The sequence below is a fragment of the Streptomyces sp. NPDC046985 genome (assembly GCF_040644415.1).
GTDB lineage: Bacteria > Actinomycetota > Actinomycetes > Streptomycetales > Streptomycetaceae > Streptomyces.
Genome location: NZ_JBEYWK010000006.1, coordinates 259,843 through 283,905 on the forward strand (window position 1 = coordinate 259,843; position 24,063 = coordinate 283,905).

A 24,063-nucleotide genomic window follows, 5' to 3' on the forward strand; every position below is an offset into this window, starting at 1 on the left:
TCCGATCACTCACCGTCACCGCGCGTTGTTCACAGCCACGCCCATATCGTCGTACGACCGCACAAGCACATGACTCGGCTGTTTCGTCTCATCCGACGGACAGGGGCTCCGTCTCGTCTCACGTAACGGATACCCTCCGATCCGTGGCCGACATTCAGATCCCCGCTGACATCAAGCCCGCCGACGGACGCTTCGGCGCGGGCCCCTCCAAGGTGCGCACCGAGGCGCTGGACGCCCTCGCCGCCACCGGCACGTCCCTGATGGGCACCTCCCACCGCCAGGCTCCGGTGAAGAACCTGGTCGGCAAGGTGCGCGAGGGCGTCGCGGCGCTGTTCTCCCTGCCCGAGGGCTACGAAGTGGTCCTCGGCAACGGCGGCTCCACCGCGTTCTGGGACATCGCGACGCACGGTCTGATCGAGAACAAGTCGCAGCACCTCACCTTCGGCGAGTTCTCCTCCAAGTTCGCCAAGGCCGCCAAGCTCGCTCCGTGGCTGGCCGAGCCCACGCTGATCTCCGCCGACCCGGGCGCCCACCCGCGGCCCGCGGCCGAGGCGGGCGCCGACGTCTACGCCTTCACGCACAACGAGACCTCCACCGGCGTCGCCATGCCCATCGAGCGGGTCGCGGGCGCCGACGAGGGCGCGCTGGTCCTCGTGGACGCCACCAGCGGCGCCGGCGGCCTGCCGGTGGACGTCGCCGAGACGGACGTCTACTACTTCGCCCCGCAGAAGTCCTTCGCCTCCGACGGCGGCCTGTGGATCGGCGTGTTCTCCCCCGCCGCGGTGGAGCGCGCCGAGCGGATCCACGCGTCCGGCCGGCACGTCCCGGAGTTCTTCAGCCTCCCCACGGCGATCGACAACTCCCGCAAGAACCAGACGTACAACACCCCGGCGCTGGCCACCCTGTTCCTGCTCGACCAGCAGTTGGAGTGGATCAACGGCCAGGGCGGCCTGGACTGGGCCACGGCCCGCACCAAGGACTCCTCGTCCCGCCTGTACTCCTGGGCGGAGGAGTCCAAGTACGCCACGCCGTTCGTCGCGGACCCGGCCCAGCGCTCCCAGGTCATCGGCACCGTCGACTTCGCCGACGAGATCGACGCGGCCGCCGTCGCCAAGGCCCTGCGCGCCAACGGCATCGTCGACACCGAGCCCTACCGCAAGCTCGGCCGCAACCAGCTCCGCGTCGCCATGTTCCCGGCGATCGACCCGGCGGACGTCCAGGCGCTGACGGCATGCGTCGACTACGTCATCGAGAAGCTGTAGCGCTACCGGCTACGACGAAGGGCGCACGGCGAACGATCCGCCGGGCGCCCTTCGTCACGTCGTCGTCCGCGCCGTCAGAACTGCCGCACGAACGCGCGCCAGCCCTCGCGGGAGACGGCGAGCAGGGGGCCGTCCAGCCGCTTGCTGTCGCGGACGGCACGGCCGTCGTCGGTCGTGCGGGCGACTTCCAGGCAGTCACCCTCCTGCCCGGAGTGCGACGACTTCCAGAAGCTACCTACGATCTCGGTCACGTACGTCTCCCTTCGCGGGGGAACTCCCTCAGAACTGCTGAACGAATGCCCGCCAGCCCTCACGCGAGACGGCGAGCAGACCGCCTTCCTGCCGCTTGCTGTCGCGAACGGCGCGGCCGCCATCAGTCGTCCGGGCGACTTCCAGGCAGTTGCTCTCTGCTCCAGAGTGCGACGACTTCCGGAAGCTACCTACGACCTCGGTCACGTACGTCTCCCTTCGCGGGGGAACTCCCTCAGAACTGCTGAACGAATGCCCGCCAGCCCTCGCGGGAGACGGCGAGCAGGGGGCCGTCCAGCCGCTTGCTGTCGCGGACGGCCCGCCCGTCGTCGGTCGTGCGGGCGACTTCCACGCAGTTGCCCTCCTGCCCGGAGTACGACGACTTCCAGAAGCTACCTACGATCTCGGTCACTGTGTGTCTTCCTTGCTACTCCGCAGTGCGCCCCGAATCAGCCGCGCACTCGCGTCGGGTGCCAGTGCGGCCGATCGTAGTTGGTCGTAAGCGTCGGCGTAAGCAGCAAGATCATCAGGTGATTCGAGCACCGACGTGCCCCGCAGATTCTCCATGGTCACGGCTTCGACCGTCGGCTCGGACTCGAAACTGAACGACGAGAAGGCGTAGGTCGTGCCCGCAATGGCGCCCGCGCTGAACGGCAGCACCTGCACGGTCACGTTCTTTCGCTTGCCGATCTCCAGAATCGCGGACAACTGTTCACGGTGGACATCCACGCCCACCAGCGGCTGGACGACGACCGTTTCCCAGAGAACGCACGAGTAGGAAGCCCCGCCTTCCGCGATCTTGGCCTGCCTCCCCATCCGCGCCTTGACCAGTTGCTCCACCCGTTCGGCGGCAACGTATTTCGAGCCTCCCGAGATGATCGCCTCCGCGTAGGCGGGAGTCTGCAAGAGCCCGGGAACGAGGATCGGCTGCCACTCCCGGATGTACGTCGCGTCATCCTCCAGCGCGATGTGGTCCACGTAGTCCGGCCTCAGATGCGCCGCATGCTCCAGCCACCAGCCCCGGTTCTTCGACTGCTTGGCCAGGTCCTCCAGCTTTGTGCGGACTCCGGGGTCATCGACGCCGTACGCGCTCAGCAGCGCACGGATCTCGATGGGGCGCGCGATGACGTGCCCGGTCTCTATGCGGCTGACCCTGGTCTGGTGCGCGGCGATCACCTCCGCCGCCTGCGGCTGGTCGAGTTCGGCGGCCTGCCGATACCTCCTGAGTGCGGCCCCAAGTCGCCTGCTGCGCACGGTCGGTCGTCCACCTGCGGGCATCACGGCCCCCCTCTCTCGCGACAGGCCACTGTAGAGCAGGTTGGATACTGCACATATGTACGACCGCATGTATGCGGACTCTGGTTATTGCGACTTGGGTACTTGCGGCCCTAATCTCGGCAGTGCGCCGCCGAGAGGCGGCTTACTTGACGGCATGTCAGGAGGTAGCCACCCCCATGTCCGCTATCGAAGACTTCCGCGTCCCCAAGCACCGACGGCACGTCCCCTCCGTCCGGCAGCGCTTACGCAAGGCGCTCGCGGACTGGGGCGTCAATGACGAACTCAGTGACGCTGTGGTCCTGTTGGCGAATGAACTCGTCACCAATGCCGTGACCCACTGCCGCGTTTCCAGCGCACAGGTCAGGGTCACGCTCACCCTCGACGGACCCGAACTGGTCCTGGAGGTCTCCGACCCGGACCGGGACAGGGTGCCGCGACCCCGCCACTCCTCGCCGGACGAGGAAGGCGGACGCGGGCTGGCGCTCGTGGAGGCGCTGTCCGACGCGTGGGGGTGCCGGCAGGAGCCGTACGCCAAGTGCGTATGGGCCAGGTTTCATCTCGCGCAGACGGCGGACTCCCGGACCCTCAGACCTTGACGCTCCGCCGCACCCGGGCGATCACCTGCTGCGCTTCGGCGCCGAAGACGGCCGACTCGGCCAAGGCATCCCAGACGCGGCGGTAGAGAGCGATCGTTTCGGCATCCTCTAGCCAGAGTTCGGCGTGCCAGTTCTCAACGGTGACCAGTCGGTCGTCCAGGACCCAGAAGGCGCTCCCCGGCGGCAGGCGCAGTACGGCGTCCAACGGCACGATGCCGAGACGGACGGTGTCCATGCCCACGACGCCCAGCAAACGGTCCAGTTGAGCCGCCAACACCTCGGGCGTGCACACCTGACTCCGCAGCGCGCTCTCCCACATGAGCACGTTCAACTGCTTGCCCGGCCGGTACAGCCATTCCTGCCGCTTCATACGGGCCCGCACCGCGTCCTCCATGTCCCGTGGGGAACGTCGGAAGTTCGCATGGCACTCGAACAGGCTCCGAGCGTAATCGGCTGTCTGGAGCATGCCGTTGACGACGTAGTTGTCCCACACGTACAGGGTCCGGGACTCACCGACGAGGGCGTTCCACGTCTCCTGCACTGGACCGTGCCCCGCCGCCAGCAGACGACGCCACGAGCGGAGGTGACTTTCGAAGCCCCGTAGACGCGAACGCAGTTCAGCGAAGGCGGCGGGCTGCCCCACGGCCTCGGCCCACGCCCGGAGGTCGTCGTCCGAAGGCGTCTGGCGGCCGTTCTCCAACTTGCTGATCTTCGACTGCTGCCAGCCCAACCGCTCGGCGAGTCGGACACCGGTGAGCCGGCCATCAGGGCTCTCCACACGCAATTCTCTAAGCCGTCGGCCTAGTTCCTCGCGTGCTCTCTGATAGTCCGTGCCCACCGGTGTCCGCTCTTACCCCTACGCGTCGCTGTGCATCTCCGCCAGGAACCGCTCCCGCGTCACGGCGTGATGCCAAGCAGCATCCCGCACCATGCAGCAACGCACCACCTCTGCGGGCTCCGTGATCAGGTCCACGTGCGTGAGCTGGTCGTCCTCGTCGAACCGCAGGAGCGCGATCAGGCGGCTGTCGAACAGCCAGAAGTCCTCGGCGGGCAGCCGGAGTCGGTCCGCGTCGGCTCGCCACATGTTGCGGATGTCCTCGCCGAAGCCGATGTTGCCCTTGGCGCTGCTGAGGAGGTAGCGCTGACCGAGGGTCGCGGGCCGGTCCACGATGCGCACCCGCTCCATGCGCTTCCCCTGCGCGGTCTGGGCGCGGACCGTGTCGCGGAACCGCCTCACTTCCGGGGCGTCCGCCCAGTCCTCACCGACCTCCCCGGTCTGCACGAACTGCTTCCACTTGTCGGTGGCCTCGTCGCTGGCATAGCGCCGACGGGTCTCCAACCGCCAGGCCGTGTGCTCGAACTTGGCGAACAGGCCGCCGAACTCGTCCAGATCGATCGTCCGCACCTGCCGCGTCCGCTCTTTGGGAGACCAGTCGACCAGCAGGTCCCGGGGCACCACGACAGCCACCTCCCCCTCGGAGAGACGCTGGAGCTGCGCGACGTCCGCCGGATCGCTCAGCGGAGGACCGTGCACGATCACCTCCCCGCTGTCCAAGTCCTCGTGCACGGACGGGCACCCGCCCCCGTCGCTCCCCGTCCCGTTGAACCGTAACCTCCGCGCCATGGGCGACCACTCCTCGAAGTCGTGATGATGTCGGCGCACACAGCATGCTGGTAGCTCTGAGCGCATGTCCATGCATTCTGCGTAGCGAGAGGAGAATAGCCGCGAATATTCTTCCCCTTGCTCCCTGCACGCCTCCTACGGTCATGACCTCATCGTCGACCAGGAAGGCACCGCCATGCGGAACGGCAGCATCGCCATGCAGAACGGCAACGACCTCTACGCCCTGGACATCGCCTCCGCCTCCTTCGTGAAGGCGTGCGGCGGCCCCTGTTCCGAGGGGTGCGTGACCCTGGCCCGGATCGGGGAGGACGCCTGGGCGCTCGGAGACAGCAAGCGGCCCGACGCACAGCCCCTGCGGTTCACCACCGAGGAGTTGAGCGTCGCCGGGATCGACCCGACGCGGTTCGGCCTCGCCCTCTGATCCTCCCTCGCCCTCCCGGCCGGTCCCGCGCACGCGGGGTGTCCCGCCCGCCCGCGACCGGCCGGGAGGCCGCAACCGCCCTGGCGCAACGCAGCGACGACAGGAACTCCGGTGCACCACCACGCCTATCTCTGGGCGGGTCCCAAGCGGCGTCTGGATCAGGACGCGCTGCGGCGGCCGCCCCACCCCGCGCCGCCTCCGCCGGGCAGCCGGCCGGAGTCGGTCCAGCGGTATCGCGAGGTCGCCGCCGGGTTTCCCGTCTCTGATCTGCCCCCGCTGGAGACGGCACTCTGGCTCGTCAAGCCGGGGTCGGCGGTGTGCGGCACGTGGGCGGAGCCGGGGCGGGCGGCCGGGTGGCTCGGTGAGCGGCTGGCCGCGTACGCGCCCCGGTTCGCGGCCGAGGCCGAGCGGGACGCCGACCGGCTGGCGGCCCTCGTCGCCTCCGCGGCACAGCGGCTCACGTCAGGCGGCGACCTGTCCCTGGGCTTCTACCTGGAACGGCCGACGTACCTCTGCCTGGCCGTCGTCACCTGCTCCCCCAACCGCACGCGTCCCCGACTCCCCTGCCCGCTGGGCGAGTCCTCACCTCCCGCGCCGCAGCCGCCGTATCCCGAACAGGGCGGCCAGCCCGGCGGCGGCGATCAGCGCGCCGACCTTCAGGTGATCGCTGCCGCCGCCGGACGCGGGCGAACTCGGCTTCACGGAGGGTGACTTCGGGTCGGGGCGGCCCGGTGCGTCCTCGGCCACCACGTCGGTGCCTGCGCCCTCGGAGCTGTACAGCAGCTTCGTGCCGTCGGCGGAGTACGCGACGCCCTCGCCCTGCCGCTGCAACGGCACGTCCAGTTGGCTCAGGCGCTGGAGCTTGCCGCCGTTCCACGCGTAGAAGATCCCGCCGAAGTAGCCGCGCACGGCGAGCCGCGTGCCGTCCGGGGAGAAGGCCGCGTCGGTGGCCCACAGGTCGACGGGGGCGATGGGCTTGAAGACGTTCACACCGGAGGCGGAGAGCGTGGCCGGGCCTTCGAAGAGGTGGCCGCCGTCCTCCTTCTTGTCGATGACGTAGACGCGCCCGGTCTTCGGATGCACCATCAGCGACTCGGCGTTGCGCGGGCCGTCGGCGTACTTCACCACGTACTGCCGCGCCCGGACCGTCTGGTCCTTGAGCGTCCTCGGCTCGGGCAGCCGGTAGATCCACACGTAGGGCCAGGCGCCGTCGAGGTTGTCGCCGATGTCGCCGACGTAGATCTGGTTCCCGGGGCCGATGGAGATCGCCTCCACGTCGCGGGGGCGGCCGATGCCGCTGAGCGTGACCTTGGCGACGGTCTTCCCCGTCCTGCTGTCCACGGCGTAGAGGTAGGGGCCGTCGTCGCTGTCGTTGTGCGTCCAGTACACGCCGGGGTGCAGACGAGAGGCCGCCAGGCCGCTGGACTCCTTGATCCGGGGATCGCGGAGCGTGAAGCCGGAGTCGCCCGGCCCGCCGTCGTCGGCGGAGGCGGCCCCGGCGGTGGACAGGGCGGCAGGCAGCAGGGACGCACCCGCGAGCAGGGCCCCCGCGAGGAGGGCGGACGGTCGGCGCATGGCCCCAGCCTGCCATCCGCCGGGCCGGTCCGGCGGAGGTGGCGGGCCTCACACTCCCCTCACACCCTCGCGGGCGCCGCCCGCCCCCGCGATCGTCCATCATGAGCGGATGCTCAGGTTCATGCCCGTAGGCGACTCCATGACGATCGGGAGCGCGGGTGGGCACACGTGGCGCTACTGGCTCTGGCGGCGCTTGTGCGAGACGTACGGCGGCCCGTTCACGTTCGTGGGCCCGCGCGAGGAGCTGTACGACCCGGCCGCCGGGTCCCCGACGTCCCTCGCCTACGCCGAGCCGGACTTCCCCCGCGGCCACCTGGCCGGCTGGGGCGAGGGCTGGCTGCACATGGTCCCGCTGATCGGCGAGGCGGTGCGCGCGACCCGGGCGGACGTCCTGCTGGTCTCCCTCGGCCTGATCGACCTGGGCTTCTACACCGACGCCGAGCAGACCGCGGACAACGTGCGGGCCTTCGTCGCCGCCGCCCGCGAGGCCCGGCCGCGCGTCCGCATGGTGCTGCTCCCGGTCATACCGAACATCAAGGCCGAGACGGACGCGCCGTTCGCCGCCCAGGTGGACCTCTTCAACGCCCTGCTGGCCAAGGCGGCGGCCGACCTGGACGAGCCCCGCTCGCCGCTCCTGCTGGCCTCCCCGCCCGCCGCGTACGACATCCAGCGGGACACCTACGACGGCACGCATCCGAGCCCGAGCGGCGAGCGGAAGATCGCGCAGGCGTTCGCGGGGGCCATGGCCCAGGCGTGGGGCTGGGGCGGGGACGCCGACGACGACCAGGATGCTGAGGACGGCCAGGACAGCGAGTACGCCGCGTACGCCGAGTACGGCAAGGACACTGAGGAGTTCGCCTACTGAGCCCGTGCGGCGCCGCCGCCCCGTTCCCCTTGCCTGGAGCGCGCTCCAAGACGTTGGCTGGGTAACCATGGAGTACACACAGCTCGGACGCACCGGACTCAAGGTCAGCCGACTGGTCCTCGGCACGATGAACTTCGGTCCGCAGACCGACGAGGCGGGCAGCCACGCCCTCATGGACGCGGCGCTGGACGCCGGGATCAACTTCTTCGACACCGCCAACGTCTACGGCTTCGGCGAGAACAAGGGCCGCACCGAGTCGATCATCGGCAACTGGTTCGCCAAGGGCGGCGAGCGCCGCGACAAGGTCGTCCTGGCCACCAAGGTGTACGCCAACATGGCCCTGGACGACTCACCCGTCTGGCCCAACCACGACAAGCTCTCCGCCGTGAACATCCGGCGGGCCGTCGAGGCCAGCCTCAAGCGGCTGCGCACCGACTACATCGACCTGTACCAGTTCCACCACATCGACCGCAGCACCCCCTTCGAGGAGCTGTGGCAGGCCGTCGACGTCCTGGTCCAGCAGGGCAAGATCCTCTACGTCGGCTCGTCCAACTTCCCCGGTTACAAGATCGCCCAGGCCAACGAGGCGGCGGACCGGCGCGGACTGCTCGGCCTGGTCAGCGAGCAGTGCCTGTACAACCTGTCCGAGCGGCGCGCGGAGATGGAGGTCATCCCGGCCGCGCAGGATTACGGGCTCGGCGTCATCCCCTGGTCGCCGCTGCACGGCGGGCTGCTGGGCGGCGTGCTGAAGAAGGCGGCCGAGGGCGGCAGGCGCGCGTCCGGGCGGGCCGCCGACACGCTCGCCGACCCCGCCGTGCGCGCGCAGGTGCAGGCGTACGAGGACCTGCTCGACAAGCACGGTCTGGAGCCTGGCGAGACGGCGCTGGCCTGGCTGCTCGCCCGGCCCGGCGTGACCGGCCCGATCGTCGGCCCGCGCACCGCCGGGCAGCTCGAGTCCGCGCTGCGGGCCGTCGAGCTGAAGCTGAGCGAGGACGTGCTGACCGGTCTGGACGAGATCTTCCCCGGTCCGGGCCCCTCCCCGGAGGCCTTCGCCTGGTAGCGGCGGCCCCGGGGCTCAGGGTCTGACCGACGCTCCGGAGGGTCTGACCGGCGCTCCGCAGGCCCTCGCCCGGCGCCCCCCGGGATCTGCCTGGCACCCCGTAGAACCTGCCCGGCACCTCGCAGGCCCTCGCCCGGCGCCCCACAGGCCCTCGCCTGACGGCCGCCGCCTCGGAGAGCGTCTTACGGGGGCAGCGGGGCCCGGCCGTCCGCCGCGGCGACCGCGGGCCGGCTGTCCGCCGCGACGGCCGTGGGCCGGCTGTCCCCGCGACAGACGCGAGCCGACCGTCTTCCGCGACGGCCCCGCTCGGCGTCACTTGCCGAGCAGGGCCGCCACGGCGACGACGACGAGCATCAGCACGAGCGCGGCGGCCATGATCAGGTTCCGGGTCTTCGGGTCCACGTAAGCGAGACTAACCGGCCGCGCCGAGCGGGCTGCGGGCGACCGGCTCGTAGCGGGGCTGTTCGCCCAGCACCCCGGACCGCGGCAGCAGGCTGCGGACGAGGACGACCTCCTCCACCGTCCAGGTCCGGCCGGCGAACCCGCCGAGCGCGTGGACGTAGGGCCGTACGTCGAGCGCCTCCCGGGCGCGCGCCACCGTCAGGTGGGCCGTGTAGCGGCGGTGCGCGCCCATCTCCAAGCCGGTCCGACGGCCCGCCGCCTCCGCCCGCTCGGCCAGCAGCCGCAACGTCTCCAGGTCGCCCGCGACCCCCGCCCACAGCGCCTTGCCGTGCCCGAACTGCCCGCCGCCGCCCAGCGCCAGCGCGAAGGGCTCGGTGCGGCGCGCGGCCCTGGCCAGCCGCTCCGCCAGCTCCGGCACGGCTTCCTCGCCGACCTCGCCGTAGAAGGCGAGCGTCAGGTGCCAGGCGGGCCGCCCGGTCCAGCGCAGCCCGTCGGCCCCGGGCAGCTTCCTCAGTGCGGCCACCTGGTCCGCGAGTGCGTCCACGACGTCCTCGGGGGGCAGCACGGCGGCGAAGAGTCTCATGGGGCCAGTGTCCCGCCGAGGCCCGCGTCCCCGAGCGCTCCGGTCCCGCCTCCGGTCCCCTACACCGCCGCCAGTTCCTCGCGGGGCTTGCGCGGTTCGCGGGGGACGAGGGTGACGCGTGGGTGGCCTCGGCGCCAGCCGACCGCAACGCGGAGGCCGCCCGCGCGGGTGAGGGCCAGGCCGATGGCGACGGCCGAGACGAGGGAGACGGCGCCGCCGAGGGCGAAGCCGGTCCGGGCGCCGTAGGCGTCGGTCACCCAGCCGACCAGCGGGGCGCCGAGCGGGGTGCCGCCCATGAACACCATCATGAACAGGGACATCACCCGGCCGCGCATGGCCGGGTCGGTGGCCATCTGGACCGCGGTGTTCGCCGTGACGTTGACGGTCATGCCGAACATGCCGATCGGGGCCATGAGCAGTGCGAACATCCAGTACTGGGGGGCCAGCGCGGCCACGATCTCCAGGGCGCCGAAGGAGACCGCCGCCAGGATCAGCACCCGTAGCCGCGCGGTGCCGCGGCGCGCGGCGAGCAGCGCGCCGGCCAGCGAACCGGTCGCCGTGACGATGTTGAAGAGGCTGTAGGCGCCCGCTCCGGCGTGGAAGACGTGGCCGGCGAAGGCGGACAGCCAGACCGGGAAGTTGAAGCCGAAGGTGCCGATGAAGCCGACCAGGACGATCGACCAGGTCAGATCGGGGCGCCCGGCGACGTAGCGCAGGCCCTCGCGGAGCTGGCCCTTGCCGCGCGGGGCGCGCTGGACCGCGTGCAGCTCACGGGTGCGCATCAGCAGCAGGCCGGTGATCGGGGCGACGAAGGACAGTCCGTTGGCGAGGAAGGCCCAGCCGGTGCCGACACCGGTGATCATGACGCCCGCGACGGCGGGGCCGATCAGCCGGGCGGACTGGAAGTTGGCGGAGTTCAGGCTGACCGCGTTCTGCAACTGCCCGGGGCCGACCATCTCGGAGACGAAGGACTGCCGGGCCGGGTTGTCGAGGACCGTGGCGAGGCCGACGGCGAACGCGGCGACGTAGACGTGCCAGACCCGGACGTCGCCGGTGAGCGTGAGCGCGGCGAGCAGCAGGCCGGTGACGGCCATCGCGGACTGGGTGACGAGCAGCGTGGGCCGCTTGGGCAGGCGGTCGACGAGGACGCCGCCGTAGAGGCCGAAGAGCAGCATCGGCAGGAACTGGAGGGCCGTGGTGATGCCGACGGCCGCGGAGGAGCCGGTGAGGCTCAGCACCAGCCAGTCCTGGGCGATGCGCTGCATCCAGGTGCCGGTGTTGGAGACGACCTGGCCCGCGAAGAACAGGCGGTAGTTGCGGATCCTGAGCGAGGAGAACATCGAGGAGGCGCGAGGGGTCTCGGGAGCGGGCGGAGCGTCGGGGGCAGGCTCGGTGTCGAGCGAGGGCTCGGCGTTGGGCGCGGGCTCAGCGTCGGGCGCAGGCTCAGCGTCGAGGCCAGGCTGGGTCTCGTGGGCGGTCGGCGCGGGGGCGGAAGCTGCTCCGGGTCCCGAACTCAACAGTGTTCGCCTCCTAGGTTCCCGCCGGGCCGGGCGCCCAGGGGCGGCCCGCGTGCTCCGGCGGCTCGTGCGTGTCCGGCGGCTGACGTGCGTCACAGGTGAGCGAGCTTCTCCAGCACGGGGGCGGCCGCGCGCAGTTTCGCCCACTCGTCCTCGTCGAGTCCGTCGACCAGGCCGGCCAGGAAGGCGTTCCGCTTGCGGCGGCTCTCCACGAGCATGGTCTCGGCCTGCTCGGTCCTGGTGACGACCTTCTGGCGGCGGTCTTCGGGGTGCGGTTCGAGCTGGACCAGTCCCTTGGCTTCGAGGAGCGCCACGATGCGGGTCATCGACGGGGGCTGTACGTGCTCCCTGCGGGCCAGCTCGCCCGGGGTGGCGCTTCCGCAGTTGGACAGGGTGCCCAGCACCGACATCTCGGTGGGGCTGAGCGACTCGTCGACGCGCTGGTGCTTGAGCCGACGGGACAACCGCATCACGGCGGAGCGCAGGGAGTTCACGGCGGCAGCGTCGTCGCCATGGGTGAGGTCCGGCATGTCCTTAGCGTAACTCATTACCCTCGCTAAAGACCAATGAGCACGCGCCTCCATCCCGTGACACGGGCCACTCGCGAGAGCACATCACTCAAACGGGTGACAGGAGCGCGAAACGTGACGCCTCCGGCCGAAGGGCACAGGGACCCTCGACTGCATGGGGACCAGCGTGCTCAGCCTGCGCATGGACCGCGAGCTGCTCGAACGGCTCCGGCGCCACGCCGCGAAAAGAGGAATGAGCGTCCAGGACTATGTCGTCCGGACGCTCATCCGCGATGACTTCGACGAGCGGTTCCACGCCTCGGTGGAGGAGACGGAACGGTTCTACGGGGTTCCGTGAGCGCGCCGCCCACGGGACCGCGCGGCCCGGGGGGTCAGGCCCCGGGCCGGGATCAGGTCAGGCCGGGATCAGGTCAGGCCGGGATCAGGTCAGGCCGGGATCAGGTCAGGCCGAGGGCCGGCATCAGGTAGTAGAAGGCGAAGACGGCGGCCACCGCGTACATCGCCGCCGGGACCTCGCGGCCGCGGCCGGCCGCCAGGCGCAGCACCGTGAAGGTGATGAAGCCCATGCCGATGCCGTTGGTGATCGAGTAGGTGAACGGCATCATCACCATCGTCACGAAGGCCGGTATGGCGATCGTGTAGTCCGCCCAGTCGATCTCCCGGACCGAGTGGGACAGGATCAGGAAGCCGACCGCGAGCAGGGCCGGGGTGGCGGCCTGGGACGGGACCATGGTGGCGACGGGGGTGAGGAACAGCGCCACCGCGAACAGCGCGCCGGTGACGACGTTGGCGAAGCCGGTCCGCGCGCCCTCGCCGACGCCCGCGGTCGACTCCACGAAGCAGGTGGTGGCCGAGGAGGAGCTGACGCCGCCGGCGGCGACGGCGATGCCGTCCACGAACAGCACCTTGCTGATGCCGGGCATCTGCCCCTGGGCGTCGGTCAGCTTGGCCTCGTCGCTGATGCCCATGATCGTGCCCATGGCGTCGAAGAAGCAGGACAGCAGCACGGTGAAGACGAACAGGATGCCGGTCAGCACGCCGACCTTGCCGAAGCCGCCGAAGAGGCTGACCTTGCCCACCAGGCCGAAGTCCGGGGTGGAGAAGGGGTTGCCGGGCCACTTCGGGGCGGTCAGGCCCCAGGACGGCACCTTGGCGACGGCCTCGATGACGACCGCGAGGACGGTCATGGCCACGATGGAGATCAGGATCGCGCCGGGCACCTTGCGCACGATGAGGGCCAGCGTGAGCAGCGCGCCCAGGATGAAGACCAGGACCGGCCAGCCGTTGAGGTGGCCGTCGGCGCCGAGCTGGACCGGGACGGTGGTGTGGGCGACGTCCGGGATGCGGGAGACGAAGCCGGAGTCGACCAGGCCGATCAGCATGATGAACAGGCCGATGCCGATGGCGATGCCCTTGCGCAGCCCGAGCGGCACCGCGTTCATGACCCGCTCGCGCAGGCCGGTGGCCACCAGCAGCATGACGACGAGGCCGGCCAGGACGACCATGCCCATGGCGTCCGGCCAGGACATGCGCGGGGCGAGCTGGAGCGCGACGACGGTGTTCACGCCGAGTCCGGCCGCGAGCGCGATCGGGACGTTGCCGATCACGCCCATCAGGAGCGTGGTGAACGCCGCGGTCACGGCGGTGGCGGTGACGAGCTGGCCGTTGTCGAGATGGTGCCCGTACATGTCCTTCGCGCTGCCCAGGATGATCGGGTTCAGCACGATGATGTAGGCCATCGCGAAGAAGGTGGCGAAACCGCCGCGGATCTCACGGGACAGCGAGCTGCCCCGTTCGGAGATCTTGAAGTAGCGGTCGAGGGCGCCGAAGGCGGGCGGCGTCCCCGGCTGCTCGGGGGCGGGGGCCGTTTCGGTGGCCGAGGTGGACATACGGGTGACCTCAAGGGTGCGGAACGAAAGGGAGTGCCGGCGGGAGACCGGACCACAACACGGTCGAGTCTCGTCGTCTTTGGTCACCAACAGGTCTCCCCCAGGTTTCTGTTGGTGTTTCGTACGAAGAGAAGCGGCCAATCCCGGGCGTTTTCAGTATGAACATATGAGCTTCTAAAACTCCATCTACACGCGTAGAGCGTAAAGGAGTCGGGTGGACGCGGGGCGGCCGGAAGACGTCTCCGGAAGCCCCTCGGTCGGCTGGCCGAGTCCCCGCGCCGAGCGGCGGACCGGCGGGGCCTGGCGGCGGGCCGGGGGCGTCGGGGCGGGCCGTAAGCTGAGGGCATGGCGAAGTGGACCCCCAAGCACGAGGCGCCGGAGCCCCTGGAGGGGCCCGTGGTCGCCACCATCACCGGCGGCACGATCGTCTGGTTCGTCCTCTTCCTGGTCCAGCTCCCCTTCTACGGGTGGTTCGACGACCACGGCCGCACCTGGTGGCTGTGGGCCTGCCTGGCCGGCGGCGGCCTCGGCCTGTTCGGCGTCTGGTACGTGCGCCGGCGCGAGGCCGCGATCAAGCGGGCGGGAAGCGCCGGGACGGCGCCGGAGAGCCGCCCGCAGCCGGTGGACGGCAACGCCCACGGGAGCTGACCCCGCCCGCTTGACTCCCGGCCGGGCGCGCTTCCCGCCCCGGCCGGGTCGCTCCCCGCTCGACGAGTGAAGCCGCAGATCCGCACGTACCGTCGGATGCATGACCCGATTCCAGGTCGGCGCCGAGCTGGACCCCGTGCACCCGGTGCCCCTGCCGGCGGTGCGGGCGGACGGGCTGTCCGGTGCCGAGGTCGCCGCCCGCGTCGCCCGGGGCCTGGTCAACGACGTGCCGGTGCGCGGCAGCCGCTCGCCGGCCGAGATCGTCCGCGCGAACGTCTTCACCCGGTTCAACGCGATCATCGGCGTGCTGTGGCTGGTCATGCTGTGCGTCGCGCCGATCCAGGACAGCCTCTTCGGCTTCGTGATCATCGCGAACACCGGCATCGGGATCGTCCAGGAATGGCGGGCGAAGCAGATCCTGGACTCCCTCGCCATCGTCGGCGAGGCCCGCCCCACCGTCCGGCGCGACGGCGCCGCCGTGGAGATCGCCGCCCGCGAGATCGTCCTGGACGACCTGATCGAGATCGGCCCCGGGGACAAGGCCGCCGTCGACGGCGTCTGCGTCGAGGCCGACGGCCTGGAGATCGACGAGTCGCTGCTGACCGGCGAGGCCGACCCCGTCGTCAAACGGCGCGGCGACCAGATCCTGTCCGGCAGCTTCGCGGTCGCGGGCGGCGGCGCCTACCGGGCCGCGAAGGTCGGCCGCGAGGCGTACGCGGCCCAGCTCGCCGAGGAGGCGTCCCGCTTCACGCTCGTCCACTCCGAGCTGCGCACCGGCGTGTCCACCATCCTCAAGTACGTGACGTGGATGATGGTCCCGACCGCGCTCGGGCTCGTCGTCAGCCAGCTCGCGGTGCGGAGCACCGGCCTGAAGGACTCCCTGGCCCGCACCGTCGGCGGCATCGTCCCCATGGTCCCCGAGGGGCTGGTCCTGCTCACCTCGGTCGCCTTCGCCGTCGGCGTGATCCGGCTGGGCCGCAAGCAGTGCCTGGTCCAGGAGCTGCCCGCCATCGAGGGCCTGGCCCGCGTCGACACCGTCTGCCTGGACAAGACCGGCACCCTCACCGAGGGCGGCATGGACGTCGCCGAGCTGCGGCCCCTGGACGGCTTCGACCCCGCCTACGCGCGCCGGGTCCTCGGCGCCCTCGGCGAGTCCGACCCGCGCCCCAACGCCTCCTTGATGGCGATCATCGACGCCTGTCCCGACAGCGAGGAGTGGCGCTGCGTGGAGTCGCTGCCCTTCTCCTCCGCCCGCCAGTACAGCGGCGCCAGCTTCAGCGAGGGCGACGGCGAGTCCAGCACGTGGCTGCTGGGCGCCCCGGAGGTGCTGCTGCCCGACGGCGCCCCCGCCCTGGCGGAGGCCGGGCGGCTGAACGAGCGGGGGCTGCGGGTGCTGCTGCTGGCCCGCGCCGGCCGCGACCTCGACGACCCCGAGGCGGCGCGCTCGGCCACGCCCGCCGCCCTGGTCGTGCTGGAGCAGCGGCTGCGCCCGGACGCCGCCGACACCCTGCGCTACTTCGCCGACCAGGGCGTGCGCGCCAAGGTCGTCTCCGGCGACAACGCGGTCTCGGTGGGCGCGGTGGCCGCCGGGGTCGGCCTCACCGGCGCGGTCGTCGACGCCCGCCGGCTGCCGGACGGGCAGCGGGAGATGGCCCGGGAGGTCGACGAGGGCACGGTGTTCGGGCGGGTCACCCCCCGGCGGAAACGGGACATGGTGGGCGCGCTGCGCTCGCGCGGGCGCACCGTCGCGATGACCGGCGACGGCGTGAACGACGTCCTCGCGCTGAAGGACGCCGATATCGGCGTGGCGATGGGCTCCGGCTCGGAGGCCGCCCGCGCGGTCGCGCAGATCGTGCTGCTGGACGACGGCTTCGCCGCGCTGCCCGCGGTCGTCGCCGAGGGGCGCCGGGTCATCGGCAACATCACCCGGGTGGCGACGCTGTTCCTGGTGAAGACGGTCTACTCGGTGCTGCTGGCCGTGCTGGTGGTGTGCTCGGGGGTGGAGTACCCGTTCCTGCCCCGGCACCTGACCCTGCTGTCCACGCTCACCATCGGCGTCCCCGCCTTCTTCCTCGCCCTCGCCCCGAACACCGAACGGGCCCGCCCGCACTTCGTGCGCCGCGTGATGCGCTACGCCGTGCCCGGCGGGGCGGTGGCCGGCGCGGCGACCTTCCTCACGTATCTGGCCGCCCGCGGCCACTACAGCGGTCACTACAGCGGGCCGGACGCGCTCGCCGCGGAGACCAGCGCGGCCACGCTCACGCTGTTCCTGGTCTCGATGTGGGTGCTGGCGATCGTCGCCCGCCCCTACACCTGGCCGCGGCTGGCGCTGGTGGCCGCGATGGGCCTGGCGTTCGTGGTCGTGCTGGCCGTGCCCGCGCTCCAGCGGTTCTTCGCGCTGAAGCTGGTGGGCACGGCCGTGCCGTGGCTGGCGGTGGGCGTCGCCGCGGTCGCGGCGGCCGCCCTGGAGTTCCTCTGGACGTGGGTGGGCCGCCGCTTCCCCGCGTAGGCGGCCGCGTCCGGATCACACCGGGCTCGCGGGGAGCGGGGCGTGATCCGCCGGGCTCGCCGCTCCCCGCGGAGCGGGGCGTTCAGCCGGGCTCGCGGGAGCGGGGCGTCATCCGCTGGGCTCGCGGGGAACGGGGCGTCATCCGCCGGGCGCGCGGGGAGCGGGGCGTTCAGTCGAACCAGCGGTCCCGGGCCAGCTCCCGGGTCCGGGACGGGTCCTCCAGCAGGGCGGCCACCTCGAAGCGGCGCGGCCACTGCCCGGCCGCCCAGGCGAGCCCGGCGGCCACGCCCTCCAGGGTCGCCGCGTGCAGCACGCCGTCCGCGGTCAGCCGCCAGTCCAGCTCGGCGCCGTCGACCACCAGCTCCTCGTGCTCGACGTACGAGGCGGCCGTGCGCGGGCCGAGCAGGACCCGCACCGGCTCCGGCACGTCGTGCTCGGCGCCCTCGGAACGCACCTCGCCGGTGACGGACTCGCTCAGCCGCCGCACCTGGAACAGCTCGGCCAGCTCGGCGGCGCGCGAGGGCCGCACCGGGAGCAGCGGGACGCCGGAGGTGAACGGCAGCAGGTCCGGGGAGTCGCACACCACGGCGTCGGCCGCGTCCACCACCTCCACCCGGCCGTCGACCACGGCCCGCAGATCCTCCGGCAGCGTCACCTGCTCGGGGTCCAGCTCGGCCAGAGCGCCGTACAGGGCGTGCAACTGGGAGGGCGAGACCGGGCGTTCGGGATCGGCGAGGCGGTCGAGCAGCTCGGCGGCGCCGCCCGGCTCCTCCAGCAGCGCGGCGACCGAGGTGCGCACGCCCAGCGCGCGCAGCACCTGCTCGTCGTCGAAGCCCGCGGCGTCCGCCTCGTCGTACAGGCCGCGCAGCAGCGGGTCCGAGCCGGCGGCGCGCAGTCCGGCCGGGCGGCGTCCGCCGAGCACCGGGTGGCCGCGCAGCCACCACGCGGTGTAGGGCCGGACCGTCTCGTGGGTGCCGTCCGGCAGCAGGACGCGCACGGGCTGGGTGAGCGCGTCGCGCAGCGGCGGCTGCGACAGCAGGGCGAGGGCCCGCGGCCACTGGTCGTCGTCGACGAGGTCGAGGTCGCGCACGGCGACGAGTTCGGTGGCGACCGGCGGCACCGGGCTGTCCGGGAACCGGTCGAGGACGTCCTCGCACCACACGTCGACCGCGTCGAGCAGCCCGGGGTCGTCGGGCTCGGGGAAGTCGCCTTCGCGCGGCTCCAGTTCGTCCGGGTCGAGGACCACGTCGGCGGCCCGGACGAGGGCGAAGTCCACCAGGACGCCGCAGGCGGCCAGCGGCTGCTGTCCCCACCGCGCGGCCAGTTCGCCGTCCACGGCGGGGAGTTCGTCCGGGCGCATCACGTCGGCGAACGGACCCCCGGGGAAGACCAGTTCGCCCGCCGGGGCGAGTTCGCCGTCCTCGTCGGGCAGGGCGAGCGCGCCGAGCCAGGGCTCCTCGCCCGGCGCGAGGCCCGCGTCCCGGACCAGGGCGAGGACCAGGTCGGCCAGTTCCTCGGCGTCCGGCACGTCCTCGTCCCAGGCGCCGCCGCCCTCGTCCAGGGAGGCGGCGACCGCGGCCCGCACCTGCGGGGTGGTGAGCACGGCGCGCGGGGTGGCGGGCAGCGCGCCCAGCTTCTCCAGGACCGGGTGGACCGCGTCGGGGTGGGCGACCTTCAGCCCGAGCCGGGCCAGCCCCTCCGGGTCGGCCGGCGCGGCGTCCGGCGCGGGCAGCAGCACCTGCCGGGGCCCGATCGTCGTCCGCCCGTCGGCCAGCGGCACGGGCAGGCCGGTCAGCCGCTCCGGGTCGACGCCCGCGAGGCTCTCGTACAGCCGCCGCCACCAGGACGGGTCCTTCTCCAGGCCGGCCAGCCGGTCGACCGCGTCCGCGAGCGGCAGCCGGGCCACGTCCAGCGCGCGCAGCTCGGAGCGCCGTTCGAGTCCGGCGGGCAGCAGGGTGGGCAGCACCTCGGCCAGCACGCGCACCGTGTCGGCGCCCGCTCCCTCGACCGCCTCGGCGTCCCGGGGGCGCAGCGTCTCGGGCAGCGCCGCCTCGGACTCCTCCAGGCCGTCGGCGGGGGCCGGGGCGAGGGCGGGCGGCAGGAAGGAGGTCCGCGGCAGCCGCTGGAGGATCGCCGCGCGCAGCGCGCCGTCCAGCTCGCCCTTGCCCAGCGGTCCGGGCGCCAGGTCGATGATCCGCTCGGTCACCGGGCGCCACGCGGCGAGCAGTCCGGCGTAGGCGTCGGCGGCGCGCTGCACCAGGAAGTCGGTGAGCGGGCCGGGGGCGGTGCGCCGCCGGGTGGCGTCGAGCGGGAAGGAGGCGATGAGCAGGGCCGGGACGCCCAGGGGCTCGTCGCTCGGCGTGGGCGCGTGCACGACGGGGCTGGTGCGCGGGCTCGCCGGGGCGCCGTCGTCGTCCACGGGGACGGCCCAGGTGACCGACCAGTGCGGCCGCAGCCGCTCCTCGACCGGCCGGTCGGCGAGGAGTTCGGGCGTGAGCGGCCCGTGCGCGGCGGCGGTACGCCAGCGGGTGGCGCCCTCGCGGGAGTCCTCCACGACGGTGAGGGCGCCCTCGGCGCGGCGGCGCAGGGTGCGCTGCCAGACGTCGTCGGCCGCGCCGGTCTCGACGACGACCTCCTCCAGGCCGGGCAGGGCGAGGAGCAGGGCGTCGTCCACGGCGTGCAGCAGGCGTTCGGCGAGTCCGGCGGCGGCGGTGTCGCGCAGCGGCAGGATCACGACGGTGTCGTACGGGTCGGGGGCGGTGCCCTCGGCGGCGAACGGCAGCCGCAGCAGCGGCACGTGCCCGTCGCGGCGGCGCAGCTCGTCGCCGAGGCCGGGGCTGTGCCGGGCGGTCTCCCCGGCCAGGCCGCGGGCCTCGGCGAGCGACCAGCGGACCCCGCCGTGCCGGCCGACGACGGCGGGCTCGTCGGTGACGGCGAGGACGGAGGCGAATCCGACGCCGAACCGGCCCACCGCGGCGGTCTCCCCCGGCGTGTCGCGCTTCGCTGAGGCGCGCAGCGTGGACAGCGACTCCACCCCGGCCGAGTCCAGCGGCGCGCCGGTGTTGGCGGCGAGCAGGACGCCGTCGCGCAGCGTGAGGCGGAGCCGGCCGGGCACGCCCGCGCGGGCGGCGGCGTCGGCGGCGTTCTGCGCCAGCTCGACCACGAGCCGGTCCCGGTAGCCGCCGAGGACCAGGTCCTCCTCCGCGTTGGCGTCCTCGCGGAACCGGGCCGGGCTGGCGGCCCAGGCGTCCAGCACCCCGCGCCTCAGCCGCGCGGTCCCGAACGGGTCGCTCCCAGCGGACGGCTGCACGAACATGCTCACGATCACTCTCCTCACGAGGATGCCCCGAAGGTACCGCGCGAACGGCCGGGGGCGGGGGCGGCGCCAGGGGGCGGGGGCGGCGCCGTAGGGCTGGGGGACGGGGCCGTAGGGCTGGGGGGCGGGGCGGCGAGGGTGCCGGGGGCGGGGGCGGCGTCTGGGCGGGGGCCGCCGAGGGCGTAGAGGGGGCGGAGGGCCCACCGGCTGGTGCGCCTGGGGAGCTGCGCGGCTGCCGGGGGCGCATGGAGGGCGGGGCGCCACCGGAAGGAGCCTGGGGAGCCGTGGGGGCGCCTTGGAGCTGCGGGGCGCCCGGGGGAGCCGCGGGCTGCCGGGGGCGGGCGCCGCTGAGGCGCCGGGGGCCGGGGGCCGGGGGCCGGGGGCCGGGGGCCGGGGGCCGGGGGCCGCCGAAGGGTCTGCCCGGCGCGGCGCCGACCTGATGCCCGGCGGCGAGATGCCAGCCACGCGCCGCACCAGTCCGTGGGCAGTCCCGACGTGGCGTCTGTTCGGCGACGCGCTGGCCGGGCACGGCGACAGTCCGGCGGCGCCGGCCCGGCGCGGCGAAGAGTCCGACGAGGAGCTGGCCGGGCGAGGCGCCAGCCAGGCAAGGCGGCGGCACGGCCCCGCGCCAGCCCGGCGGAGCGTTCGCGCCGCGCGGCATCCGGCCCCGGGCGCCACCGCACCCCGAGCGACCAGGCGCCCTGAGCGGCCAGGCGCCTCGGGCGGCCAGGCGCCCCGGTCACCCAGCAGCCGCGACCGCGCGCCGCGGACGCGGGCCAGCCGCGTACCGGCTACGCGTGCCCCAGTTCCGCGGTCTCGTCGTCGGGGAGGTCCGGTACGGAGCCGGAGTCGCGGGACGGGCGGAGGGGGAAGGGGTCCACCCGGGTCTCGTCGAGGACCGGCGCGGCCGGCTGCGGCGGCTTCGGCATGACCGCGGCCTCCGAGTGCCCGCCGCAGCCGTAGGCGAGGGAGACCATACGTCCGTCGGCCGGGGAGAACTCGTTGGCGCACACGCCGAACGCCTGACCCAGGGAGCCGCCGATCGGCACCAGGAAGGCGCAGGTCGCGCAGGTCGCCGGGGCCGCCTGCGCCATCGGCGTCTGCGCGCCGAACGCGTCCTCCCAGCGGTCGGCGGCCACGTGCAGGCCGTAGCGGGACAGGACCCGGGCGCGGCGCATGCCCAGTTCCTCGGCGACGGCCGCGATGGAGCCGCGCGAGGGCGCCGCGGGGAGGTCGTGCGGCGGCCCGGCGGTGAGGTCGGCGTCCTCGGCCTCGACGAGTTCGGCCATGTCCGGGGAGACCGCGGAGTTCGGCGGCGGCTCCTCCTCGCCGGAGAAGCCGGGCTCCAGACGCAGATCCTCGGCGTCGGTGGGCAGCAGGTCGCCGGGGCCCAGGTCGCCGGGGCGCAGCCGTTCGCTCCAGGGCACCCACTCGGGGGCGAGCAGCGCGTCCGGGCCGGGCTGTAGCACGGCCTCGTCCAGAGTGACGATCTTCGCGCGGGAGGCGCGGGCCACCGTCACCGCCCAGCGCCAGCCCCGGTAGCCCAGCTCCTTGCACTCGAAGAAGTGGGTGACGACGCGGTCGCCCTCGGACGCCAGTCCCGTGTGCGCACCGACGACGCCGGGCGCCGCCGCCTCCTCGGCTGCGGCGCGCGCGAGGTCGACGGCCTCGGCGCACAGGCGGTCGGGGGTGCGGCTTCGCGTGCTCGCTGCGCTCACAGGTATCGCTTCTCTCCTACGCCGTCTCTCGGGTGCGCCGGCCTTGAGGGCGGCGGGGCGGACGGAGCGGACCTGCGGACCGCGTCGACGTCCGCGCCCGATCGCGCTCGGGCGCACCTACGTCATCCATTCTGCGGTATGCCCGTAAGGCGCGCGGCCGAGAACGTTCGCCACGGCGCGCTACGCACGCTACCTTCTCGTGGCCGCTGGGCCTACACCGACGGTGGCTTCGCCGCCGCGCGGCGGCCGGGCGACCGGGCGGCGCGGGCGCCCGCGCACGGGCCGGTCGGCCCGATCCACGCCGTCTTGGCGCTACCCGCGCCCATCTCGGGGCACTATGACGGGATGGCAGCCGCGAGGACGCCCCAGGAGACCACCGGGCTCGGTGAGCCGGAGGGGCTGAAGGGGAGCAGCAGCGGGGGCGGCGGTTCGGGCCGGTTCGGCGGGCCCGTCCGCGCGGTCGGTCGTGCCCTGCGGCGGCCGGGCGCGGCCGTGGTCCGCGGCATCCGCCGCGCCACGCACGCGCACGGCGCCGGCGAGTCGGGGCTCGGCAAGCTGATCGAGCTGCACGCGGTGAACGGCGCGGGCGACGTGATGATCACCGTGGCGCTCGCCTCGACCGTCTTCTTCTCGGTACCCACCGACGAGGCCCGCGGCCGGGTCGCGCTCTACCTCGCCATCACCATGGCGCCCTTCACCGTCCTCGCGCCGGTGATCGGCCCGCTCCTCGACCGGCTGCCGCACGGCCGCCGCGCGGCGATGGCGGCCGCGATGCTCGCCCGCGCCCTGCTCGCCCTGATCATCGCGGGCGCGGCGGCGGGCGGCGGCCTGGAGCTGTATCCGGCGGCGCTGGGCGTGCTGGTGGCCTCCAAGGCGTACGGGGTGGTCAGAAGCGCCGTGGTGCCGCGGCTGCTGCCGCCCCGGTTCTCCCTGGTCAAGGCGAACTCACGGGTGACGCTCGGCGGGCTGCTCGCCACCGGCGCGGCGGCGCCCGTCGGCGCGGGACTCCAGGCGATCGGCCCCCGCTGGCCGCTCTACGGCGCCTTTGTGATCTTCGTCGCGGGCACGTTCCTGTCCTTCTCGCTGCCGCCGAAGGTCGATTCGGCCAAGGGCGAGGACCGGGCGCTGCTGGCCGCGTCGGCCGAGGGCGTGGGCGTGGGCACGGACGTGAGCACGGAGCGGCTGACGGGCGCGGGCGCGCGCACGGAGCGGCTGACGGGCACGGAGCGGCTGACGGGCGCGGGGCGGCTGACGGGCGCGGGGCGGCTGACGGGCGCGGGGCGGCTGACGGGCGCGGGGCGGCTGACCGGTGCGGCCCGCAGGCCGCCCAAGCGGCCGGGGCTGCGCACCGTGGGCACGGCCGTCACGCACGCCCTGGCCGCCAACGCGGCGCTGCGCTGCCTGTCCGGCTTCCTGATCTTCTTCCTGGCGTTTCTGCTGCGCCTGCACCCGCTGACCGGGGAGAGCGCCGCGGTGTCGCTGGGGATAGTGGGCGTCGCGGCGGGCGCGGGCAACGCGCTCGGGACGGCGGTCGGCTCGTGGCTGCGCTCGCGGGCGCCCGAGGTCATCATCGTGACCGTCGTGGCGATCGTGCTAGGCACGGCGGTCACGTCCGCCGCCCTGTTCGGCGCGGTCCTGGTGACGTTCCTCGCCGGGATCGCCGGGTTCGGGCAGGCGCTGGCCAAGCTGTCCCTGGACGCGCTGATCCAGCGGGACGTGCCGGAACACGTGCGCACGTCGGCGTTCGCCCGCTCCGAGACGCTGCTCCAGGTGGCCTGGGTGCTCGGCGGCGCGATCGGGATCGTGCTGCCGCTGAACGGCGTGTTGGGGCTTTCGGCAGCCGCCGTGATCGTGGCCGCCGGCTGGCTGTCCACCGTCCGCGGCCTTCTCGCCTCGGCGCGCGGCAGCGGCGCCGGCCACCCCCGCGTGGTCTGAACCAAAGCCCCGCCCGCTGAGGCTCGCGCGCCCGGCGAACGGCACGCCGCACCCCCGCGTGGCCGGGGGGCCGGGCGCGCCCGATA

Annotated in this window: 22 protein-coding genes and 1 pseudogene; 10 read left to right on the top strand and 13 right to left on the bottom strand. The window is 73.3% G+C overall.

Annotated features, from left to right (window positions below):
- The first annotated feature begins 143 nt into the window (after positions 1-143).
- Positions 144-1,262: a phosphoserine transaminase gene (serC, locus tag ABZ861_RS10375; RefSeq protein ID WP_361626802.1), complete on the top strand. Its 1,119-nt coding sequence runs from the start codon at positions 144-146 to the stop codon at positions 1,260-1,262.
- Positions 1,263-1,336: 74 nt separating this feature from the next.
- Here serC and ABZ861_RS10380 read toward each other — a convergent pair whose 3' ends face one another.
- The 4 genes from ABZ861_RS10380 to ABZ861_RS10395 are packed head-to-tail and all read right to left on the bottom strand — an operon-like array spanning position 1,337 to position 2,789.
- Positions 1,337-1,513, bottom strand: a complete 177-nt coding sequence (locus ABZ861_RS10380; RefSeq protein WP_361626805.1) for a DUF397 domain-containing protein — start codon at positions 1,511-1,513, stop codon at positions 1,337-1,339.
- A 28-nt stretch (positions 1,514-1,541) separates the two neighbouring features.
- Complete coding sequence (locus ABZ861_RS10385; protein ID WP_361626808.1) at positions 1,542-1,718, bottom strand: DUF397 domain-containing protein; 177 nt, start codon at positions 1,716-1,718, stop codon at positions 1,542-1,544.
- A gap of 28 nt (positions 1,719-1,746) precedes the next feature.
- Positions 1,747-1,923 (bottom strand): DUF397 domain-containing protein, encoded by a 177-nt coding sequence (locus ABZ861_RS10390; protein WP_361626811.1) that lies wholly within the window; start codon positions 1,921-1,923, stop codon positions 1,747-1,749.
- Entirely contained in the window at positions 1,920-2,789 is an 870-nt protein-coding gene (locus ABZ861_RS10395; protein ID WP_361626814.1) for a helix-turn-helix transcriptional regulator, read from the bottom strand. The genes ABZ861_RS10390 and ABZ861_RS10395 overlap by 4 nt, the downstream gene beginning before the upstream one ends.
- A 176-nt stretch (positions 2,790-2,965) precedes the next feature.
- Between ABZ861_RS10395 and ABZ861_RS10400 the strand changes: the two genes are divergently transcribed.
- Positions 2,966-3,385 carry an ATP-binding protein gene (locus ABZ861_RS10400; RefSeq protein WP_361626817.1) on the top strand — a complete coding sequence of 140 codons (420 nt, stop codon included), beginning with the start codon at positions 2,966-2,968 and terminating at the stop codon, positions 3,383-3,385.
- On the opposite strand, the gene ABZ861_RS10405 is transcribed toward ABZ861_RS10400, so the two are convergent.
- Positions 3,375-4,223: a helix-turn-helix transcriptional regulator gene (locus ABZ861_RS10405; RefSeq protein ID WP_361626820.1), complete on the bottom strand. Its 849-nt coding sequence runs from the start codon at positions 4,221-4,223 to the stop codon at positions 3,375-3,377. The two genes, ABZ861_RS10400 and ABZ861_RS10405, sit on opposite strands and share 11 nt — an antisense overlap.
- Before the next feature lie 18 nt (positions 4,224-4,241).
- Entirely contained in the window at positions 4,242-5,009 is a 768-nt protein-coding gene (locus ABZ861_RS10410; protein WP_361626823.1) for a DUF6879 family protein, read from the bottom strand.
- A gap of 196 nt (positions 5,010-5,205) precedes the next feature.
- Between ABZ861_RS10410 and ABZ861_RS10415 the strand changes: the two genes are divergently transcribed.
- Both ABZ861_RS10415 and ABZ861_RS10420 read left to right on the top strand, forming a co-directional pair.
- Positions 5,206-5,430 (top strand): DUF397 domain-containing protein, encoded by a 225-nt coding sequence (locus ABZ861_RS10415; protein WP_361627043.1) that lies wholly within the window; start codon positions 5,206-5,208, stop codon positions 5,428-5,430.
- Positions 5,431-5,541: 111 nt separating this feature from the next.
- Positions 5,542-6,003, top strand: a pseudogene (locus ABZ861_RS10420) (hypothetical protein); the annotation flags it as partial.
- Positions 6,004-6,012: 9 nt separating this feature from the next.
- On the opposite strand, the gene ABZ861_RS10425 reads toward ABZ861_RS10420, so the two are convergent.
- A complete protein-coding gene (locus ABZ861_RS10425) occupies positions 6,013-7,005 on the bottom strand; it encodes a WD40 repeat domain-containing protein (protein WP_361626826.1) in 993 nt (330 codons plus the stop codon).
- A gap of 109 nt (positions 7,006-7,114) precedes the next feature.
- Between ABZ861_RS10425 and ABZ861_RS10430 the strand changes: the two genes are divergently transcribed.
- Entirely contained in the window at positions 7,115-7,870 is a 756-nt protein-coding gene (locus ABZ861_RS10430; protein WP_361626829.1) for a GDSL-type esterase/lipase family protein, read from the top strand.
- Positions 7,871-7,937: 67 nt separating this feature from the next.
- Entirely contained in the window at positions 7,938-8,930 is a 993-nt protein-coding gene (locus tag ABZ861_RS10435; RefSeq protein ID WP_361626832.1) for an aldo/keto reductase, read from the top strand.
- Positions 8,931-9,342: 412 nt separating this feature from the next.
- Here ABZ861_RS10435 and thpR read toward each other — a convergent pair whose 3' ends face one another.
- From thpR to ABZ861_RS10450, 3 genes are all read right to left on the bottom strand, one after another.
- Positions 9,343-9,915: an RNA 2',3'-cyclic phosphodiesterase gene (gene thpR, locus ABZ861_RS10440; protein ID WP_361626835.1), complete on the bottom strand. Its 573-nt coding sequence runs from the start codon at positions 9,913-9,915 to the stop codon at positions 9,343-9,345.
- 59 nt (positions 9,916-9,974) lie between these two features.
- Positions 9,975-11,432 carry an MFS transporter gene (locus ABZ861_RS10445; RefSeq protein WP_361626838.1) on the bottom strand — a complete coding sequence of 486 codons (1,458 nt, stop codon included), beginning with the start codon at positions 11,430-11,432 and terminating at the stop codon, positions 9,975-9,977.
- A 92-nt stretch (positions 11,433-11,524) separates the two neighbouring features.
- The gene (locus tag ABZ861_RS10450; RefSeq protein WP_361626841.1) at positions 11,525-11,962 is read right to left on the bottom strand and encodes a MarR family transcriptional regulator; all 438 of its coding nucleotides are present in this window, start codon (positions 11,960-11,962) and stop codon (positions 11,525-11,527) included.
- Positions 11,963-12,116: 154 nt separating this feature from the next.
- On the opposite strand from ABZ861_RS10450, the gene ABZ861_RS10455 reads away from it, so the two are divergent.
- The gene (locus ABZ861_RS10455) at positions 12,117-12,299 is read left to right on the top strand and encodes a ribbon-helix-helix protein, CopG family (protein ID WP_361626844.1); all 183 of its coding nucleotides are present in this window, start codon (positions 12,117-12,119) and stop codon (positions 12,297-12,299) included.
- Between the two features lie 100 nt (positions 12,300-12,399).
- On the opposite strand, the gene ABZ861_RS10460 is transcribed toward ABZ861_RS10455, so the two are convergent.
- On the bottom strand, positions 12,400-13,851 hold the full coding sequence (locus ABZ861_RS10460) for an NCS2 family permease (protein ID WP_361626847.1): 1,452 nt from the start codon (positions 13,849-13,851) through the stop codon (positions 12,400-12,402).
- 345 nt (positions 13,852-14,196) lie between these two features.
- On the opposite strand from ABZ861_RS10460, the gene ABZ861_RS10465 reads away from it, so the two are divergent.
- Together ABZ861_RS10465 and ABZ861_RS10470 are read left to right on the top strand one after the other, a co-directional pair.
- Positions 14,197-14,499 carry a DUF2530 domain-containing protein gene (locus tag ABZ861_RS10465; protein ID WP_361626850.1) on the top strand — a complete coding sequence of 101 codons (303 nt, stop codon included), beginning with the start codon at positions 14,197-14,199 and terminating at the stop codon, positions 14,497-14,499.
- 100 nt (positions 14,500-14,599) lie between these two features.
- The gene (locus tag ABZ861_RS10470) at positions 14,600-17,008 is read left to right on the top strand and encodes an HAD-IC family P-type ATPase (protein ID WP_361626853.1); all 2,409 of its coding nucleotides are present in this window, start codon (positions 14,600-14,602) and stop codon (positions 17,006-17,008) included.
- 169 nt (positions 17,009-17,177) lie between these two features.
- Here the strand turns inward: ABZ861_RS10470 and ABZ861_RS10475 are convergent, their stop codons facing one another.
- Together ABZ861_RS10475 and ABZ861_RS10480 are read right to left on the bottom strand one after the other, a co-directional pair.
- The gene (locus ABZ861_RS10475; protein WP_361626856.1) at positions 17,178-20,330 is read right to left on the bottom strand and encodes a molecular chaperone Hsp90; all 3,153 of its coding nucleotides are present in this window, start codon (positions 20,328-20,330) and stop codon (positions 17,178-17,180) included.
- A gap of 785 nt (positions 20,331-21,115) precedes the next feature.
- Positions 21,116-22,042, bottom strand: a complete 927-nt coding sequence (locus ABZ861_RS10480) for a DUF3027 domain-containing protein (RefSeq protein WP_361626859.1) — start codon at positions 22,040-22,042, stop codon at positions 21,116-21,118.
- A 345-nt stretch (positions 22,043-22,387) separates the two neighbouring features.
- Here ABZ861_RS10480 and ABZ861_RS10485 point away from each other — a divergent pair, with 345 nt between their 5' ends.
- The gene (locus tag ABZ861_RS10485; RefSeq protein WP_361626862.1) at positions 22,388-23,977 is read left to right on the top strand and encodes an MFS transporter; all 1,590 of its coding nucleotides are present in this window, start codon (positions 22,388-22,390) and stop codon (positions 23,975-23,977) included.
- Positions 23,978-24,063: the final 86 nt, after the last annotated feature.

What these genes read in the sequence shown, in the direction of transcription:
- ABZ861_RS10485 (WP_361626862.1), top strand. Translation starts at nt 22,388, where the DNA reads ATGGCAGCCGCGAGGACGCCCCAGGAGACCACCGGGCTCGGTGAGCCG.
- ABZ861_RS10470 (WP_361626853.1), top strand. Translation starts at nt 14,600, where the DNA reads ATGACCCGATTCCAGGTCGGCGCCGAGCTGGACCCCGTGCACCCGGTG.
- ABZ861_RS10425 (WP_361626826.1), bottom strand. Translation starts at nt 7,005, where the DNA reads ATGCGCCGACCGTCCGCCCTCCTCGCGGGGGCCCTGCTCGCGGGTGCG.
- ABZ861_RS10460 (WP_361626847.1), bottom strand. Translation starts at nt 13,851, where the DNA reads ATGTCCACCTCGGCCACCGAAACGGCCCCCGCCCCCGAGCAGCCGGGG.
- ABZ861_RS10465 (WP_361626850.1), top strand. Translation starts at nt 14,197, where the DNA reads ATGGCGAAGTGGACCCCCAAGCACGAGGCGCCGGAGCCCCTGGAGGGG.
- thpR (WP_361626835.1), bottom strand. Translation starts at nt 9,915, where the DNA reads ATGAGACTCTTCGCCGCCGTGCTGCCCCCCGAGGACGTCGTGGACGCA.
- ABZ861_RS10415 (WP_361627043.1), top strand. Translation starts at nt 5,206, where the DNA reads ATGCAGAACGGCAACGACCTCTACGCCCTGGACATCGCCTCCGCCTCC.
- ABZ861_RS10430 (WP_361626829.1), top strand. Translation starts at nt 7,115, where the DNA reads ATGCTCAGGTTCATGCCCGTAGGCGACTCCATGACGATCGGGAGCGCG.
- ABZ861_RS10395 (WP_361626814.1), bottom strand. Translation starts at nt 2,789, where the DNA reads ATGCCCGCAGGTGGACGACCGACCGTGCGCAGCAGGCGACTTGGGGCC.
- ABZ861_RS10455 (WP_361626844.1), top strand. Translation starts at nt 12,117, where the DNA reads ATGGGGACCAGCGTGCTCAGCCTGCGCATGGACCGCGAGCTGCTCGAA.
- ABZ861_RS10400 (WP_361626817.1), top strand. Translation starts at nt 2,966, where the DNA reads ATGTCCGCTATCGAAGACTTCCGCGTCCCCAAGCACCGACGGCACGTC.
- ABZ861_RS10450 (WP_361626841.1), bottom strand. Translation starts at nt 11,962, where the DNA reads ATGCCGGACCTCACCCATGGCGACGACGCTGCCGCCGTGAACTCCCTG.
- ABZ861_RS10410 (WP_361626823.1), bottom strand. Translation starts at nt 5,009, where the DNA reads ATGGCGCGGAGGTTACGGTTCAACGGGACGGGGAGCGACGGGGGCGGG.
- ABZ861_RS10435 (WP_361626832.1), top strand. Translation starts at nt 7,938, where the DNA reads ATGGAGTACACACAGCTCGGACGCACCGGACTCAAGGTCAGCCGACTG.